The organism is Holophagales bacterium (genome assembly GCA_016719485.1).
Lineage (GTDB): Bacteria > Acidobacteriota > Thermoanaerobaculia > UBA5066 > UBA5066 > UBA5066.
Genome location: JADJZB010000004.1, coordinates 222,617 through 237,847 on the forward strand (window position 1 = coordinate 222,617; position 15,231 = coordinate 237,847).

The 15,231-nt window shown below is 71.4% G+C and carries 11 protein-coding genes and 1 pseudogene; 5 read left to right on the forward strand and 7 right to left on the reverse strand.

Features of this window, described 5'->3' with window-relative positions:
• The first annotated feature begins 31 nt into the window (after positions 1–31).
• Genes hrpB through IPN03_03995 form a run of 3 tightly spaced genes read left to right on the forward strand, consistent with a single transcriptional unit; the run spans position 32 to position 4,736 of the window.
• Positions 32–2,590 (forward strand): ATP-dependent helicase HrpB, encoded by a 2,559-nt coding sequence (hrpB, locus tag IPN03_03985; protein ID MBK9372891.1) that lies wholly within the window; start codon positions 32–34, stop codon positions 2,588–2,590.
• A 31-nt stretch (positions 2,591–2,621) separates the two neighbouring features.
• Entirely contained in the window at positions 2,622–3,188 is a 567-nt protein-coding gene (locus tag IPN03_03990; protein ID MBK9372892.1) for a DUF3365 domain-containing protein, read from the forward strand.
• 33 nt (positions 3,189–3,221) lie between these two features.
• On the forward strand, positions 3,222–4,736 hold the full coding sequence (locus tag IPN03_03995) for an acetyl-CoA hydrolase/transferase family protein (GenBank protein MBK9372893.1): 1,515 nt from the start codon (positions 3,222–3,224) through the stop codon (positions 4,734–4,736).
• A 722-nt stretch (positions 4,737–5,458) separates the two neighbouring features.
• Here IPN03_03995 and IPN03_04000 read toward each other — a convergent pair.
• From IPN03_04000 to IPN03_04015, 4 genes are all read right to left on the reverse strand, one after another.
• On the reverse strand, positions 5,459–6,355 hold the full coding sequence (locus IPN03_04000; GenBank protein ID MBK9372894.1) for an aldo/keto reductase: 897 nt from the start codon (positions 6,353–6,355) through the stop codon (positions 5,459–5,461).
• 4 nt (positions 6,356–6,359) lie between these two features.
• Positions 6,360–7,136: an enoyl-CoA hydratase/isomerase family protein gene (locus IPN03_04005; GenBank protein ID MBK9372895.1), complete on the reverse strand. Its 777-nt coding sequence runs from the start codon at positions 7,134–7,136 to the stop codon at positions 6,360–6,362.
• A 10-nt stretch (positions 7,137–7,146) separates the two neighbouring features.
• The gene (locus IPN03_04010; GenBank protein MBK9372896.1) at positions 7,147–7,650 is read right to left on the reverse strand and encodes a DinB family protein; all 504 of its coding nucleotides are present in this window, start codon (positions 7,648–7,650) and stop codon (positions 7,147–7,149) included.
• Positions 7,651–7,773: 123 nt separating this feature from the next.
• Positions 7,774–8,445 (reverse strand): hypothetical protein, encoded by a 672-nt coding sequence (locus IPN03_04015; GenBank protein ID MBK9372897.1) that lies wholly within the window; start codon positions 8,443–8,445, stop codon positions 7,774–7,776.
• 45 nt (positions 8,446–8,490) lie between these two features.
• Here IPN03_04015 and IPN03_04020 point away from each other — a divergent pair, with 45 nt between their 5' ends.
• Both IPN03_04020 and IPN03_04025 read left to right on the forward strand, forming a co-directional pair.
• Positions 8,491–10,179: a serine/threonine protein kinase gene (locus IPN03_04020; GenBank protein MBK9372898.1), complete on the forward strand. Its 1,689-nt coding sequence runs from the start codon at positions 8,491–8,493 to the stop codon at positions 10,177–10,179.
• A gap of 22 nt (positions 10,180–10,201) precedes the next feature.
• Positions 10,202–11,854 (forward strand): tetratricopeptide repeat protein, encoded by a 1,653-nt coding sequence (locus tag IPN03_04025; protein ID MBK9372899.1) that lies wholly within the window; start codon positions 10,202–10,204, stop codon positions 11,852–11,854.
• Positions 11,855–11,884: 30 nt separating this feature from the next.
• Here the strand turns inward: IPN03_04025 and IPN03_04030 are convergent, their stop codons facing one another.
• The 3 genes and pseudogenes from IPN03_04030 to lnt form a co-directional block, all read right to left on the reverse strand.
• Positions 11,885–12,496: a CoA pyrophosphatase gene (locus IPN03_04030; GenBank protein MBK9372900.1), complete on the reverse strand. Its 612-nt coding sequence runs from the start codon at positions 12,494–12,496 to the stop codon at positions 11,885–11,887.
• A pseudogene (gene prfB / locus IPN03_04035) lies at positions 12,493–13,593 on the reverse strand (peptide chain release factor 2). Before prfB ends, IPN03_04030 begins: the two are co-directional and overlap by 4 nt.
• A 73-nt stretch (positions 13,594–13,666) precedes the next feature.
• Positions 13,667–15,226, reverse strand: coding sequence for an apolipoprotein N-acyltransferase (lnt, locus tag IPN03_04040; GenBank protein MBK9372901.1), 1,560 nt, complete (start codon positions 15,224–15,226; stop codon positions 13,667–13,669).
• Positions 15,227–15,231: the final 5 nt, after the last annotated feature.

The window sequence follows — 15,231 nt, forward strand, 5'->3', positions numbered from 1 at the left end:
CGGGCTGCTACCCCGTATCCTCGTCGCCCGCGTGGTCACGACGCTCCCGATAGACCCTTTTCTCGCCGGAATCGCCCGCACCCTGCGGGATCGCCGGATGCTCGTCCTCGTCGCACCCCCTGGCGCGGGCAAGACGACGAGAGTCCCTCCGGCGCTTCTCGCGGCGGGAATCCTGGCCTCCGGCACCTTCTGGGTCCTGCAGCCGAGAAGGGTCGCCGCGCGCGCCGCGGCGCGGCGGATGGCCTCGGAGCTCGGGGAACCGGTAGGAGAGCGCGCCGGCTACCAGGTCCGCGATGACGGAGCGCGGTCGGCACGGACGCGCGTCCTCGTCGTGACCGAGGGCATCCTGACCCGCCGTCTCCTGGAAGACCCCTCGCTCCCCGGCATTGCGGGCGTGATGCTCGACGAGTTCCACGAGCGGAGCCGCCACGCGGACCTCGCCCTCGCGATGCTCCGCGAGGTCCGCGCGACGCTCCGCCCGGACCTCCTGCTGCTGGTCGCTTCCGCCACGCTCGATCCGGATCCCGTCGCCGCGTTCCTCTCGGACGCGCGCGGTCCGGCGCCCGTCGTGCACGTCCCCGGTCGCCCCTTTCCCGTCGAGGTTCGGCATGCGGACGACGCCGACCCCAGGCCCCTCGAGGCCCGCGTCGCGGCGGCCGTGAGGACGGCCCTGTCGGAGGGCCCGCGAGGAGACGTCCTCGTCTTCCTCCCCGGTGCCTTCGAGATCCGCCGGGCGCGGGAGGCCGTGGAGTCGATGGGCGAGGCCCTCGACGTCCGCGTTCTTCACGGCGACCTTCCCGGCGCCGCGCAGGACGCCGCACTCGCGCCCGCGACGGCCGGCCGCCTCCGCGTCATCCTCGCAACGAACGTCGCCGAGACGTCGCTCACGATCGAGGGCGTCTCCACGGTCGTCGATTCGGGCCTGGCGCGCACCCTCCGCTTCGACCCGCGCTCGGGCCTCGACCGTCTCGTCCTCGGCCGCATCCCGCGCGCGAGCGCCGACCAGCGAGCCGGCAGAGCGGGCCGGCTGGGACCGGGCCTGGCGCTCCGCCTCTACTCCCGGCACGAGGAGCGCGGCCTGCGCCCCTACGAGGAGCCCGAGCTCCTCCGGACCGACCTCGCCTCGCCCCTGCTCGACGTCCTCCTCTGGACCGCTCGCGACCCGGCCCTCTTCGCCTGGTTCGAACGGCCGCCCGCAGCCTCGGTCTCGCTCGCGCTGCAGCTGCTCAGGCGCCTAGGCGCGGTCGAAGAGGGCTCCTTCCGCCCCACGCCTCTCGGGGCGAGGATGGCGGCGCTGCCCGTGCACCCGCGCCTGGCGGCCCTCGTCCTCGCGGGAGCCGAGCGGGGGCACCTGCGTGAGGCGGCAACCCTCGCGGCGCTCGTCGAGGAACGCGACGTCCTCTCCGCGAGTCGCGTGTTCGGCAGCGGAACCCCGGATGTCGATCACGCCTCCGACCTCCTTCTGCGTCTCGACCTCCTCGACGAGGCTGAACGGTCAGGGCTCTCCCGCTCGCGCCTCTCGTCCCTCGGCCTCGACCCCGGGGCCGCCCTCGCGGTCCTGAGGCTCCGCGACCTGCTTCTGCGGCGGTTCCCTCCGGAATCGCACGCGTCCCGGCCTCCTGAGGCCGACCTGCTCCGCCTCGTCCTCGCCGCCTACCCCGACCGGATCGCCCGGCGGCGGCGACCCGCCGGGGCGGAGGCGATCCTCGCCGGAGGAACGCCTCTCGTCTTCGACCCTCGGTGCCCGGTGCGCTCGGCAGGGCTCGTCGCCGTCATCGAGACCTCGGCCTCAACCTCGGGCCCCGACCGGATTCGCCTCGCCAGCGCCGTGGAGCGCGAGTGGCTCGACGCGCTCCCGGGCGAGCGCGTCCGAACGGAGACCGAACGGTCGTGGGACGCCGTCGCCGGTCGGGTGCTCGCCCTGCAGCGGGTCGTCTACGACGGCCTCGTCCTTTCGGAGAGCGAGATTCCCGCTCCCCTCGACGAGGGGACGGCGCACCTGCTGATCGAAGCTGCCCGGGTGGACCTCCAGCGCGCGCTCGACCCGGGGCCCGGCGTCGGCCGGCTGCGCGCGCGCGTCTCCTTCCTCCGTCGGGCGATGCCCGAGCTCGGCATTCCGCCCCTCGACGACGAGGCGCTCCTCGACCTCCTCCCGGCGCTCGCCGCCGGGCGCCGACGCCTGGCCCAGCTGCGCGAGACGCCCCTCGAGCCGCTCCTTCGCTCCCGCCTCGGCGCACGCGCGCTCCGCCAGCTCGACGAGCACGCGCCCGACGTCCTCGCGGTCCCCAGCGGGCGGGACGCCCCGCTCCGGTACGACGATGACGGGCCGCCGGTCCTCGCGGTCAAGCTCCAGGAGCTCTTCGGCCTCGCCGCGACGCCCCGGGTCGCCGGCGGGCGCGTTTGCGTCCTTCTGCACCTTCTCTCCCCTGCCGGCCGCCCCGTCCAGGTCACCTCCGACCTTTCGAGCTTCTGGTCCACGACGTATCCCGCCGTGAGACGGGAGCTGCGCGGGCGCTACCCGAAGCACCCCTGGCCGGAAGATCCGTGGAGCGCTCCCCCGCGGCGCGGGACGACCCGATCCGGACGTTGACGCGCTAACCTCCCCAGGCACGGAGGAAGTGATGAAGACCCTGCGACTCGCCCTCGCCGCCCTCCTCGCCCTCCCCCTCGCCGCCACGGAGCCCCCACCTCCCGAGGCGCTCGCCTCGCAGGCGCGCGGCCTCGCCGGCAACCTGATGCTCTCGCTGCAGGGAGAGCTCTTCGCCGCGATGAAGGAGGGCGGCCCGGCGAAGGCCCTCGACGTCTGCCGCGTGAGGGCGCCCGAGATCGCGGTCGCGACCGCCACCGGGACGCCCTGGAAGGTCGCGAGGACGGCCGTGAAAGTGCGTAACGCGAGCAACGCGCCCGACGCCTGGGAGACGGCGAAGCTCGCGGAGTTCGGCAAGCGACTCGCCGCGGGCGAGGAGATGGCGGCCCTCGAGACATACGAGGTCGTCGAGAAGGACGGTCACCCGACCTTCCGCTACATGAAGGCGATCGGCACGTCCTCCCCCTGCCTCAACTGCCACGGCGCCTCTCTCAAGCCCGAGATCGCCGAGAAGGTGAAGCAGCTCTACCCCGAGGACCAGGCCGTCGGCTTCACGACGGGCCAGCTCCGCGGCGCGTTCACGCTCTCCCGCCCGCTCTGACGGACGCGCCCCGGCGAAAGGAGTATCGGAGACATGGCCTCACGAGTCCTGAACAGGTCGCTCCTCGACAAGGTCGTCACCGCGGAAGAGGCCGCCTCGATGATCCGCGCCGGAGACACGGTGGGGATGAGCGGGTTCACCGGAGCCGGCTATCCCAAGGCGGTCCCGGTCGCCCTCGCGAAACGGATCATGGACGCCAACCTCCGGGGCGAGAAGTTCCGGGTCAGCGTCTGGACCGGAGCCTCGACCGCTCCCGAGCTGGACGGCGCCCTCGCGATGGTCGACGGCGTGGAGCTACGGCTTCCCTACCAGTCGGACCCCATCTGCCGGAAGAAGATCAACGCCGGCGACATGGAGTACCTCGACATCCACCTCTCTCACGTCGGCGCGTTCGTCCGGTCGGGCTTCCTCGGGAAGCTCGACGTCGCGCTCATCGAGGTGACCGGCATCCGGGAGGACGGGGCGCTCATTCCTGCCTCGTCGATCGGCAACAACAAAGTCTGGCTCGACACCGCCGACAGGGTGATTCTCGAGGTCAACTCCTGGCAGTCGGAGAAGCTCGAAGGCGTCCACGACGTCTACCAGGGCTTCGCCCTTCCCCCCAACCGCAAGCCGATCCCGCTCCTCTCCGCCTCGGACCGGATCGGGACTCCCTACCTCGACTGTCCCCTCGAGAAGATCATCGCCGTCGTCGAGACGAACTCCCCGGACCGGAACGCACCGTTCTCCGCGCCGGACGAGGCGTCGAAGCGGATCGCCGGCCACATCCTCGAGTTCCTCGGGGACGAGGTGAAGAAGGGGCGCCTGCCGAAGGACCTCCTTCCCCTCCAGTCGGGCGTCGGGAATATCGCGAACGCGGTCCTCTTCGGCCTCCAGGACGGGCCGTTCGAGAACCTCACGGCCTACACCGAGGTCCTGCAGGACGGCATGCTCGAGCTCATCAGCTCGGGCAAGCTCCGCTTCGCTTCGGCCACGGCGTTCTCGCTCAGCCCGAACAAGGTCGACGAGCTGAACGCGCAGATGGACCGTTACCGTGACAGCCTCATCCTGCGCCCGCAGGAGATCTCGAACCACCCCGAGCTGATCCGCCGCCTCGGCTGCCTCGCGATGAACGGGATGATCGAGGCGGACATCTACGGGAACGTCAACTCGACCCACGTGAACGGCACCGCGATCATGAACGGCATCGGCGGCTCGGGCGACTTCGCGCGGAACGCCTACATCTCCTTCTTCATGACCCCCTCGACGGCGAAGAAGGGCGCGGTCTCGTGCATCGTCCCGATGGTCACGCACGTCGACCACACCGAGCACGACGTCCACGTCCTCGTGACCGAGCAGGGCCTCGCCGACCTGCGCGGCCTCTCGCCGAAGCAGCGCGCCGAGCGCGTCATCGAGAAGTGCGCCCACCCCGACTTCCGCCCCGCGCTGCGCGACTACGCGAGGAGGGCCGGCGCCTCCTCCCCGGGAAAGCACACCCCACACCTCCTCGACGAGGCCTTCGCCTGGCATTCGAGGCTCCTGCGCACCGGGAGCATGCGAACGGGCTGAGGAACCACGGACCAAAGGACGAAGGCACGAAGGCACGAAGGCACGAAGGCACGAAGGCGCCCAAGAGGGGAGCCTCGCCTCCGGGGCGTGTCCCGCCGCCGCCTTCTGCGCGCGGCCGACCCGCTTCCGCGCCGACTGCGGCCGTGCGAGGCGCCCGCGCGAACTCCTCGCTTCGCTCGTCAAACAGCGCGCGGGCTTCATCCCCGCCCGGTCCTCGCAGGCGCGAGCGGGTCCCCGGCCGTGCTCGGGGGCGGCTCGCGGGACCCACCCCCTCGGCTCGGCCGCCCGGAGCGGAGAGCCCACACGATGGGGTCTGGTCTACGCTCTACACTCTACGCAGGTTTCGCCCCGTTCAAGCAGCAATCCACTCCAAAGCTATAATAGAGAATCAAGACCTGACCCCACTCTCGGCCCCCCTCTCCGGGTTCTCGGTGGCCTGAAATGTGCTCCGGGATGTCGAGCGAACGGGAGGGGCATCCCGCGAGCGAGCGTCCGAGCACGCGCGGGGCCCCGCACGGCTCCGCGAGCAGGTCGCCGGACCAGGCGCTCGCGCTGTTTGACGACCGAAGGGAGGAGTTCGCGAGCGCCCCGGCGGCCCGCGCAGCGGGGACGATGCGGGTCGCGCGCGCGCAGGGCTCGCCGTGGGATGCCCCGAACGGCCGCGAATTGCTAGGCACGGCGAAGTGTTTGGCCGGTCTCTCGGTCTCTCGGTCTCTCGGAGGTCAGATCATCCCCGGCCAGTCCCGGCCAAAGGCGGCGAAGCGGGAGTTGATCTCGGCGACAACCTCCGCCGGAAGTGGTCCCTGCGCGGCGAAGCCCTGGATCTGCGAGAGGTGCTCGAGGCGCCGGCTGCCGACGATGGCCGTGGAGACCCCGGGGGCGAAGGCGGCGAAGCGGATCGCGAGTTCCGCGGGGTCGAGGCCGAGGTCTTCGAGGTGGAGGGCGAGCCAGCGATCCCGGTAGGCGGCCGCCGCGGCGTCGTCCGGGTGAGCGGCCCGGGGGTTCCAGGGAGTGTTCGCGAGCGGGCGCTTGGCGACGACGCCAAGGCCGTTGGAGGCCGCGAGGGCGACTTCGCGAGAAAGGCTTCGCTGGTCGCAGACGCTCACCGAGGCCTGCACTGATCCGAAGGCCCCGGACGAGACCGCCCACGCGAGCGCCTCGTTCTCGCCCGAGTAGGCGGCAACCCGGACCTTGCCGGCGGTGACGGCGCGCCGAAGCGCCTCGACCACGTCACCTCGGAGGAGCGTCTCGAGCGGGCAGGAATGGAGGTGGGCGACGTCGAGGACGTCGGCCTGAAGGCGGGAAAGGGCGAGGTCGACGCCTCGGGTGATGCACTCCCCCGTCCAGTCGGGCACGCCGGGAACCGCGTAGCCCAGCTTCGTCGAGAGAGCGAACTCGGAGCGGCGTTGCGCGAGGTGCCGCCCGATTCTCTCCTCGGAGAGGCCGTAGCCGGGGGCCGTGTCGACGAACGTCAGGCCGAGGTCGAGCGCGCCGTTCAGGAGACGGTCGGAGTCCGCCTCGGAGAGCGCTCCGTCGCCGACGGTCCCGGCGCCGAAGCCGAGGGGCGGGACCCGCAGGCCCGTCGCCCCGAAGGGACGGAGGCCGAGCGTTTCGCCCACGGCTTCAGCGGCCCGTGAACTTCGCGGCGCGCTTCTCGAGGAAGGCGGCGACCCCTTCCTTCATGTCGTCCGTCGCGACGCAGAGACCGAAGAGGGCCGCTTCGTGCAGCTCGGCCTCGTCGAACGGCAGCTCGAGGCCGTGGTTCACCGCCTCGAGGGCGTAGCGGACGGCGAGGGGCGCCTTGGCGAGGATCTTCGCCGCGAGGGCGCGGCACGCCGGCAGGAGCTCGGCCGGCTCGACGACCCTGTTGACGAGGCCGATCCGGAGGGCCTCGTCGGCCGGGATCGGGTCTCCCGTCAGGATCAGCTCGAGCGCACGCCCCTTGCCGACGAGGCGCGGCAGACGCTGGGTCCCCCCGTACCCGGGGATGAGGCCGAGAGCGACCTCGGGCTGGCCGAACCGCGCGTTCTTCGAGGCGACACGCATGGAGCAGGCCATCGCCAGCTCGCAGCCGCCGCCGAGGGCGAAGCCGTTCACGGCGGCGATGGAGGGCTTGCCCATCGTCTCGAGGAGGTCGAAGACCGCCTGCCCCTTCCGAGCGAAGTCGCGGGCGGCGACCGGGGTGAGCGACGGGAAGCCGGAAATGTCAGCGCCCGCGACGAAAGCCTTCTCCCCGGCGCCGGTGAGGATCAGGGCCCCCACCTCCGGATTCGCCTTCGCCTCGTGGAAGACGCGGCGAAGCTCCTCGACGACCTCCGTGTTCAGGGCGTTGAGCTTCTCGGGGCGGTTCAGCGTGACCGTCAGGATCCGGTCGGAGAGCTCGGTGAGGACGACGGACACGCGAGCCTCCCTACCTGTTGAACGGGTTGTCGTCGGCGCTCGGACCGTAGAGGCCCGGCACGGGAACGTCCAGGAGGCGGAGGTAGACCGTGAGCTGGCCGCGGTGGTGGTACGAGTGGTTCAGGAGAACCGACCTGACGAGAGCGATCCTCGGCATCGAGAAGACGGCCTGCCCTTTGTTCGAGAGGGCCCACTCGCCCATCGCCTTCGCGTCGTCGAGCTGCGCCATCGCACCCTTCGCGGTCTTCACGGCCGCGTCGAACGCGGCGAGGATGCTTTCCGGGGTGTCGAGAGGCGGCCTGTCCATGCCGGCCGCCAGGTCGAACCCGTCGAGCAGGAGCGTCCCGCCGATCCAGGCCGGAATCGTCGCGACGTGTCCCGCGAGCTGTCCGAGCGACATCGATTTCTCGTGGGGCTTCCACGTCAGCTTGTCGGCCGGAAGGCGCTCGAGGCACTTCCTCGTGCCGGAGCACTCGCGGTCGAACTCGAGAAGCAGCGGGTCGATCATTCTCATGGTCCGTCTCCTGAAACCGTCGGCCTTCCGGGGGAGGCGGCGAGTCTAGCAGCGGCTCGGAGCGCGGCGAGGCCGCGAACGGACCGGAGAGAGTCCTCTCCCGCGAACAGCGGCCGCGCTCGCCTATTTCTGCGGCGGAGCGGGCGCCGGGGCCGCGGCCCGGAGCGCGGCCAGCTCGTCGTCCATCGCCGAGATCTTCTGACGATAGGGCGCCAGGATCCTCTGGTTGGCCCTGATCGCCTCGGGCTCCTTCTCCCCCGCCTCGCGGCGGACACGAACGGCCTCGGCCTCGAAGCTGGCGATCTGCTCGTCGAGAAGCCGCACCGAGGCCTCGTCCGGCGCGGACGGTCGCCTTTCCCGAAGGGAGGCGAGGGTCTTCTCGAGGAGGGCGAGGACGTCCGTGTTCAGCTTCGCCGTCGACGCCGCTGCCTCCGCCTCGAGAATCCGCTCCCTCACCCAGAGGTATTCCTCGGGCGGCACGGCGAGCTGGCGGGCCGCGCGCATTTCGGCGGCCCGAGCCAGGGTCGCGCGGGAGATCCCTTCCTCCCCCTCCAGCGGCACCGGTTCTCCGGGAGAGGAGAAGGTACGGACGGTCGCCTCCCGCACCTTCAGAAAGTCCTCGACCTGGGCGGCGGTCAGGATGGCGTCGTCAGGGGGCCGGTAGCCCTCTCTCTCCGAAAGGGCCGGACGCCTGGTCTCCCCCGGCCGGCTCTCCCCTGAGGCACCGTCGCGGCAGGCGCCAGCCCCGAGTGCGAGGGCCGCGACGAGGGTAAAGGCGAGGAACGAAGACCTCACGGGGCAGGAATATACGCGACCGCGTGGTAGGCTCGCCGGACGGGCATGCTCACGAAGGTCGGCAAGTACGAAATCATCGAAAAGATCGGCGTCGGTGGCTTCGGGACGGTCTACAGGGGACGTGACCCGTACATCAAGCGCACCGTCGCGATCAAGACGTGCCAGAGCGACGAGGACGAGCTGCGGAAGCGGTTCTTTCGCGAGGCCGAATTCGCCGGCAACCTTCACCACCGCAACGTCACGACGATCTACGACTTCGGCCTGACGGACGAGGGACTCCCTTACATCGTCCAGGAGTTCCTCACGGGAGAGGACCTGGACCGGAAGATCAAGCGGAAAGACGACCTGCCGCTCGCCTGGCGCGTCCGGGTCCTCGCCGACATCTGCGACGGCCTCCACTACGCCCACACGGCCGGAATCGTCCACCGCGACGTCAAGCCGTCGAACATCCGGATCCTCGAGGACGGCACGGTCAAGATCATGGACTTCGGCATCGCCAAGTCCATGGTCACCGAGTCGACCCTCACGCAGACGGGGATCACGCTCGGCACGGCGTCGTATCTCGCGCCGGAGCAGATCCGGGGAGAGCCGGTCGACGCGCGTACCGACATCTTCTCGCTCGGCGTCCTCGCGTACGAGCTGTTCACCTACGCGCGCCCGTTCACGGGCGACCACATCTCGACCGTTCTGTACAAGATCATGAACGAGCGCCCGCCGTCGCCCTCCGAGGTCGACCCGGGACTGCCCCCGGAGATCGTCCGGGTCATCGAGAGGTCCCTCGAGAAAGACCGTACGAACCGCTTCGCCTCGTGCGCCGAGATGAAGGAACACCTGCTGGCGGTTCTCGAAGTGCTCTCCGGGCCGGTCGGGGCCCCTCCGCGCACGGTCCCGGGGGAAGAGCCTCTTCCGTCAGGCCCACGAACCTTCGGGAGCGCCCGCCTCGACGAAAGGGCCCTCGTCGCCCCGGGCGGGCCGTCCATGGCCGCGGAGCTTCCCCTCCGGCCGGACCCGCCGTCGTCCGCCACCCCCGCCCCGCTCGCTCCCGCACCCGAAGAGACCGGCGGCGCGCTCAAGGTCTTCCTCGGAGCCCTCGCGATCCTCGTCGTCGTCGGAGGGGGCCTGGGCTGGCTTCTGCTCGGCCCCGGGGCGAAGAAGACGACCCTCCCGGGCGGCACCCCGGATCCCGCAGCCACGGTCGCTGCGGCGCCGACACCAGTTCCGGGGGCGGCCGCCGAGCCGACCCCGCTCCCTCCGACGCCCGTCCCGACGCCTGTTCCGACGACCGCCGCGAAGGTCGTCGCCTCCGGGACGGCCGTCGTCTCGTCGAACGCCTACGCCCAGGTCTCCATCGACGGCACTCCGCGTGGCGGAGTGTTCAAGCCCAGGAGCTTCACGCTTCCGCCTGGCCGGCACGTCGCCTCGTTCGAAAGCGGCGGCTTCGGTCCGCTCAAGGAGACGTTCGAGGTGAAGGCGGGAGAGACCGTCCCCGTGCGCGCGGACTTCCCCCCGCTCGGACAGCTCTGGGTCTCCGTCAACCCCGACGCCGTCGGGGCGGAGATCCTCGTGGACGGCGTCGTCGTCGGTCGCGCGGGGAACGCCCCGCTGAAGAAGACGGTCGCCGCGGGAAACCGTCGCGTCCAGGCGCGGCTCCAGGGGTTCGAGACGGAAGAGCAGTCGGTCGAGGTCTACGAGCAGGACAAGGCCGACGTCCTTCTCACGCTCCGGAGGAAGTAGCTCCTCGCCGTAGAATCAACGGGTGATCCGCTCCCGTCTTCTCCCCGTCGCCCTCGCGTTCCTCCTCTGCCCGGTGTTGCAGGCGCAGCCGGCGTCCGAGTCCCTCGAGAGAGAAGCCCGGGCCGCGTCGAGGTCCGGGAAGTTCCGCGAGGCCTCGGTGAAGTTCGAGCAGGCGGCCACGGCCGCGTCCGACGCCCGCCGCCGGGGCAGGCTCCGGATGCAGGCGGCCTACGCCACCCTGAACGGCGGGAACGCGAAAGAGGCGCGCGAGACCCTCGAGGTCGCGTTCGCCGACGACCCCGCGCTCGAGATCGTCGAGCAGCTCTATACGCCCGAGTTCCGGAAGCTCTGGAATGACGTGAAGGCCGACGTGGCGAAGGCCGTCCCGCCGGCGCTTCCCGACCTGGCCGAGCTGAAACGGGCCTCCGAGGAGAAGCTCAAGGACGGCCGGTTCGCCGAGGTCGTCTACGACCTCGGGAACTACCCGCAGGACAAGCTCGACCGCGACGCCTGGGCGCTGCTGGCCCAGGCCTACGAGAAGGCCGGGCGGGCCGACCAGGCCGCCCTCGCGCGGCGGCGCGCCCTCGGTGAGACGGTCCCGGTCCTGCCCGTCCCGGCCCCCGCCCCAGCCGCGGCGGGCCTGCCCGGCGCGGGCGCCACGCCGACCGACCTCCTTGCCTTCGGCAGGGAGGCGCTCAACCGCGGGGACGCGCTCACGGCGCAGGCCGCCGCGAATCGCGTCGTCGAGGTCGAACCGACCTCGAGCGAGGGGTACCGGCTCCTCGGAGACTCGTACGCGGCCCGCGGCGAGAAGGCGCTGGCCGACGCGATGTGGCGCCAGTCGCTCAGGCTGAACGAGCAGAACGAGGGGACGCTCCTCTCCCTGGCCGACCTCTCCCTCGGCGCCAGGGAGTTCGACGAGGCGCTCGGCTTTCTGAAGAGGGCCGTCGAGGTGAATCCCCGCAATGCCGACCGCCTGACGACCCTGGGCCGAAAGGCGCGGGCCGAGGGCGACCTCAAGACGGGACGCCAGGTCTTCGCCGTGGCCGCCGAGGCGCTTCCGAAGGACGTCGCCGTCCTCGCGGAGTACGGGGCCGTTCTCTTCCAGTCGGGCGACGTCGACGCCGCCCTCGATCCGCTCATGAGGGCGGCCGCCGAGGCGCCCGATCGTGCCCCGGTCCGGGCGAGCCTCGCCGCAGCCCTCCGGAAGAAGGGCTCGACGAAGGAGGCGGAGAGAGAGTACCGGGAGGCGCTGCGGGCAGACCCCTCGTGGACCCCGGCCCTGAAAGGACTCGGCGCGCTCCTCCTGGCGACGGGCCGACCCGCCGACGCCGTCGAGCCGTTCCGGACGGCCCTGGGGGCGAGGCCGTCGGACGTCGAGTCCCTCGTCGGGCTCGCACGGGCGCAGCGCCTCTCGGGCGACGTCGAAGGCGCGGCCGCTTCGCTCGCGACCTCCGTCGCCGGAGGCGACGCCGCGATCCTGAACGAAGCGGGTGCCGTCGCCTACGCCCGGGGCGCATGGGCCGACGCCGCAGCCCTCTTCGGGAAGGCCCTCGCGGCCGATCCGGCCCTTCCTGGGGCCGCCGCGAACCGCGATGTCGCGTTGGCCGCCGCGGGGCTCGTCGCGCAGCTGGCCGAAGCGCCTGCCCCCCTGGTGATCCCTCCGAAACGCTGACGCATCCCGCCGCGCCGGACGGCTCCCCCGTCAGGCCGGCGGCCGGCCCTCGTCGGCGAGCGCCTCCAGCAGGCTCGCCAGCAGGAACGCGGTCGCCCCCCAGATGACGTGGCCCTTCACGTGGTAGACGGGGGTCGGAATCGACCTCCCCTTCCACGAAACGCCCCGTTCCTCGACGAGCGTCGGCCCCATGAGGACCCGGATCGGCATCTCGATCACCGAGTCCACCTCACCCGGGTTCTTCCGGATCTCGAACGGGTACGGTATCGCCCCGACGAACGGACGGATCCGGAACCCGGTGAAGGTCACCACCTCGGGTAGCTCACCGAGCTTCAGGATCGCCTTCTGCGGGACGCCGATCTCCTCCTCGGTCTCGCGGATGGCCGTGTCCCAGGGCGAGGCGTCGTCGAGGGCCTCCATCCCGCCGGGGAAGGAGATCTGCCCCTTGTGGTTCTCCACCGCCTCGCTCCGCTTCGTGAAGAGCGTCCAGAGCTCGCGGTCCCGCACGTAGAGCGGGACGAGGACGGCCGCCGGGCGCGCGTCGGGCGTGGCCTCGGCGATCTCCCTCACGACGTCCGGAACGACCCACTCCCGCTCGAGGCGCCTGCGGATCTCGAGGATCCAGGGCGGGGCGACCGTCACACCTCGTCCTCGAGCGCCAGCGAGTCGGAGCTCTTCCTCTCGCGGGCGTGCTTCTCGCCCTTCTTCACCGCCATCTGGAGCCAGGCCTCGACGAATCCGTCGAGGTCCCCGTCGAGGACGCGATCGACGTCGCCGACCTCGAAGCCGGTCCGGTGGTCCTTGGCCATCCGGTAGGGCGCCAGGACGTACGAGCGAATCTGCGAGCCGAAGCCGATCTCCATCTTCACGCCGGCCCGCTTGTCCTCTATGGCCTGGCGCTCCTCGACCGCCCGCTTGTAGAGGCGCGACCGGAGGACCTTCATCGCCGAGTCGCGGTTCTTGCCCTGCGACCGCTCGTTCTGGCAGGAGACGACGAGGCCGGTCGGGAGGTGCGTCAGCCGGACCGCGGAGTCGGTCTTGTTGACGTGCTGGCCACCCTTGCCACCCGCCCGGAACGTGTCGATGCGCAGGTCCTTGTCGGCGATCTCGATCACGATCGTGTCGTCGACCTCCGGGGTGATGTAGACCGACGCGAAGGAGGTGTGCCGCCGCGCGGCCGCGTCGAACGGCGAGATCCTGACGAGCCGGTGGACGCCGTGCTCGGCCTTCATGTGGCCGTAGGCGTACTCGCCCTCGAAGCGCAGGGTCGCGCTCTTGATCCCGGCGTCGTCGGCGTAGGAGACCTCGAGGACCTCGGTCTTCCACCCCTTCAGCTCGCCGTAGCGCACGTACATCCGCATCAGCATCTCGGCCCAGTCCTGGGCCTCGGTGCCTCCGGTGCCGGCATTGATCTCCAGGAGGGCCGGAAGCTCGTCCTCGGGCTCCGTCAGCTTGAAGCGCAGCTCCCGCCCCCGCGACCACCTCGAGATCGACGCCATCGCCGCGTCGGCGTCCCTCTCGACCGCTTCCCCCTCCCGGAGAAACTCCGCGAAGACCTCGAGCTCCTCGCGCTTCTGCCGGAACGCCTTGTCGTCGCTCAGGACGACGTCGGCCCTCTTCAGCTTCTTCAGCGTCTCCTGGGCCGCCGCCGCGTCGTTCCAGAAATCGGGCGCGCCGGCGCGGGCCTCGAGCTCGGCCTTCTCCTTCTCCGCGCGGCGGACGTCAAAGGTACCCCCGTAGCGCCTCGACCTGGGTGGCCAGCGCCATCAGCTTCTCGATCCGTTCCTCGTTCATGAAAAGGGTCCCTTCTGGTCAGACGTCGGGGCGCGCTCGGCGAGCCGACGCCCGGGCGCGGAGGATAGCCACGAGGAGCGCCGCCACGCAAACGAACGGTACGGCATCGCCCAGCCGCCCCGCGAGCGTGCGGTGGCCGCGCGGCGGGACTCGCAGCCGCCCGGCAATGCCGGCCCGCGCTCCGGGCCCGAGGCGCGCCAGCGTCCGGCCCCTCCCGTCCACCCAGCCACTGATGCCGGTGACCGCGGCGCGCAGCATCGGGCGCCCCGTCTCGACGGCCCTGAAGACGGCCGCCTGCCAGTGCTGCTCCTGGGCCCCTCCGCTGCCGTACCAGGCGTCGTTCGTGAGCGTGTAGAGGGCGTCCGCGCCCGCCGCCACCTGTGCCCGCACGATCCAGGGATAGACGACCTCGTAGCAGATCGCCCCGCCCAGCCGAACGCCCCGGAGCTCGAGCGGGATCGCCCTCTCCCCTGGCGTGAAGGAGCCGGGGACGGCCTGGCTCACCTGCGGCACCCAGCGAAACAGGGCCCGAAGGGGGATGTACTCCCCGAACGGGACGAGCCGGAGCTTGTGGTACGGCTCGCCGACGACACCGTTCCCGTCGACGAGGAGCGCCGAGTTGAAGTAGGCCGCGTCGTCGTCCTCCGGGCGGTCGGACCAGACCGTGTTGAAGAGGAGGGCGGTCTTCTCCTCGCGGCAGAGGCGCGTGATCTCCTGCCGGAACCCCTCCGACCACGGCCACGCCAGGAGCGTCGCGCTCTCGGGCCAGAGGACGAGGTCCGACGGCGACTCCCTCAGGAGAGCGCGCGTCAGCCCCGTGACGTCGAAGTGGATCCGTTCGGCCGTCCCCGGCGCGGTCCGCACGTCCTGCTCGACGTTCGGCTGGACGATCAGGACGCGCAAACCTTCGCCCGGGGCGAATGCTTCCGGGGAGGAGAGCCTCGCCGCACCGACGGCGAGCGAGACCGCGACGACCCCGGCCGCCACGGCGACTCCGGTCGCCCGCGCCCGGCCCGTTCCGCGAACGGCTTCGGCCAGCCCCGCGTTCACCATGACGACGAGGAACGACGTCAGCGCGGCCCCTCCGAAGGCCGCCGTCTGCGTCAGGAGGGGCCACGGGGCGAGGGGATAGGAGACGAGCGCCCAGGGGAAACCCGAGAACGCGTACGTCCTCACGAGCTCCTGCACGACCCAGGCGGCCGGGAAGACGAGGAGCCGCGCTCCCGTCGAGCGCGGGGCCGCGACGGCGGCGAGGGCCGCCATCGCGGCCATCGGCACGGTCGGGATGAGCGCGGCCAGGACGAGCGCGACACCTGCGAGCGGCGCGGGAAGCCCGCCGAAGCGGTGGACGACGTGGTAGATCCAGGGAAACGTCGTCAGCCAGAACGCGACGCCGAAGAGGCCGCCGAGGAGAGCGGCCCGCGCGGGCCGGACCCCGTCGAGAGCGAGCAGGAGAGGCACGAGCGCAACCGGCAGGAAGAAGACGAGAGACGCGTTCGGAAAGCAGAGACCGAGGAGGACGCCCGACAGGAGCGCCGAGACCGCCCGGGCGCCCGCGGACGCGGGGACGACGCCCATCGCGT

Coding starts and splice junctions, on each gene's coding strand:
- IPN03_03990 (MBK9372892.1), top strand. CDS start 2,622: ATGAAGACCCTGCGACTCGCCCTCGCCGCCCTCCTCGCCCTCCCCCTC.
- IPN03_03995 (MBK9372893.1), top strand. CDS start 3,222: ATGGCCTCACGAGTCCTGAACAGGTCGCTCCTCGACAAGGTCGTCACC.
- IPN03_04010 (MBK9372896.1), bottom strand. CDS start 7,650: ATGAGAATGATCGACCCGCTGCTTCTCGAGTTCGACCGCGAGTGCTCC.
- IPN03_04020 (MBK9372898.1), top strand. CDS start 8,491: ATGCTCACGAAGGTCGGCAAGTACGAAATCATCGAAAAGATCGGCGTC.
- lnt (MBK9372901.1), bottom strand. CDS start 15,226: ATGGGCGTCGTCCCCGCGTCCGCGGGCGCCCGGGCGGTCTCGGCGCTC.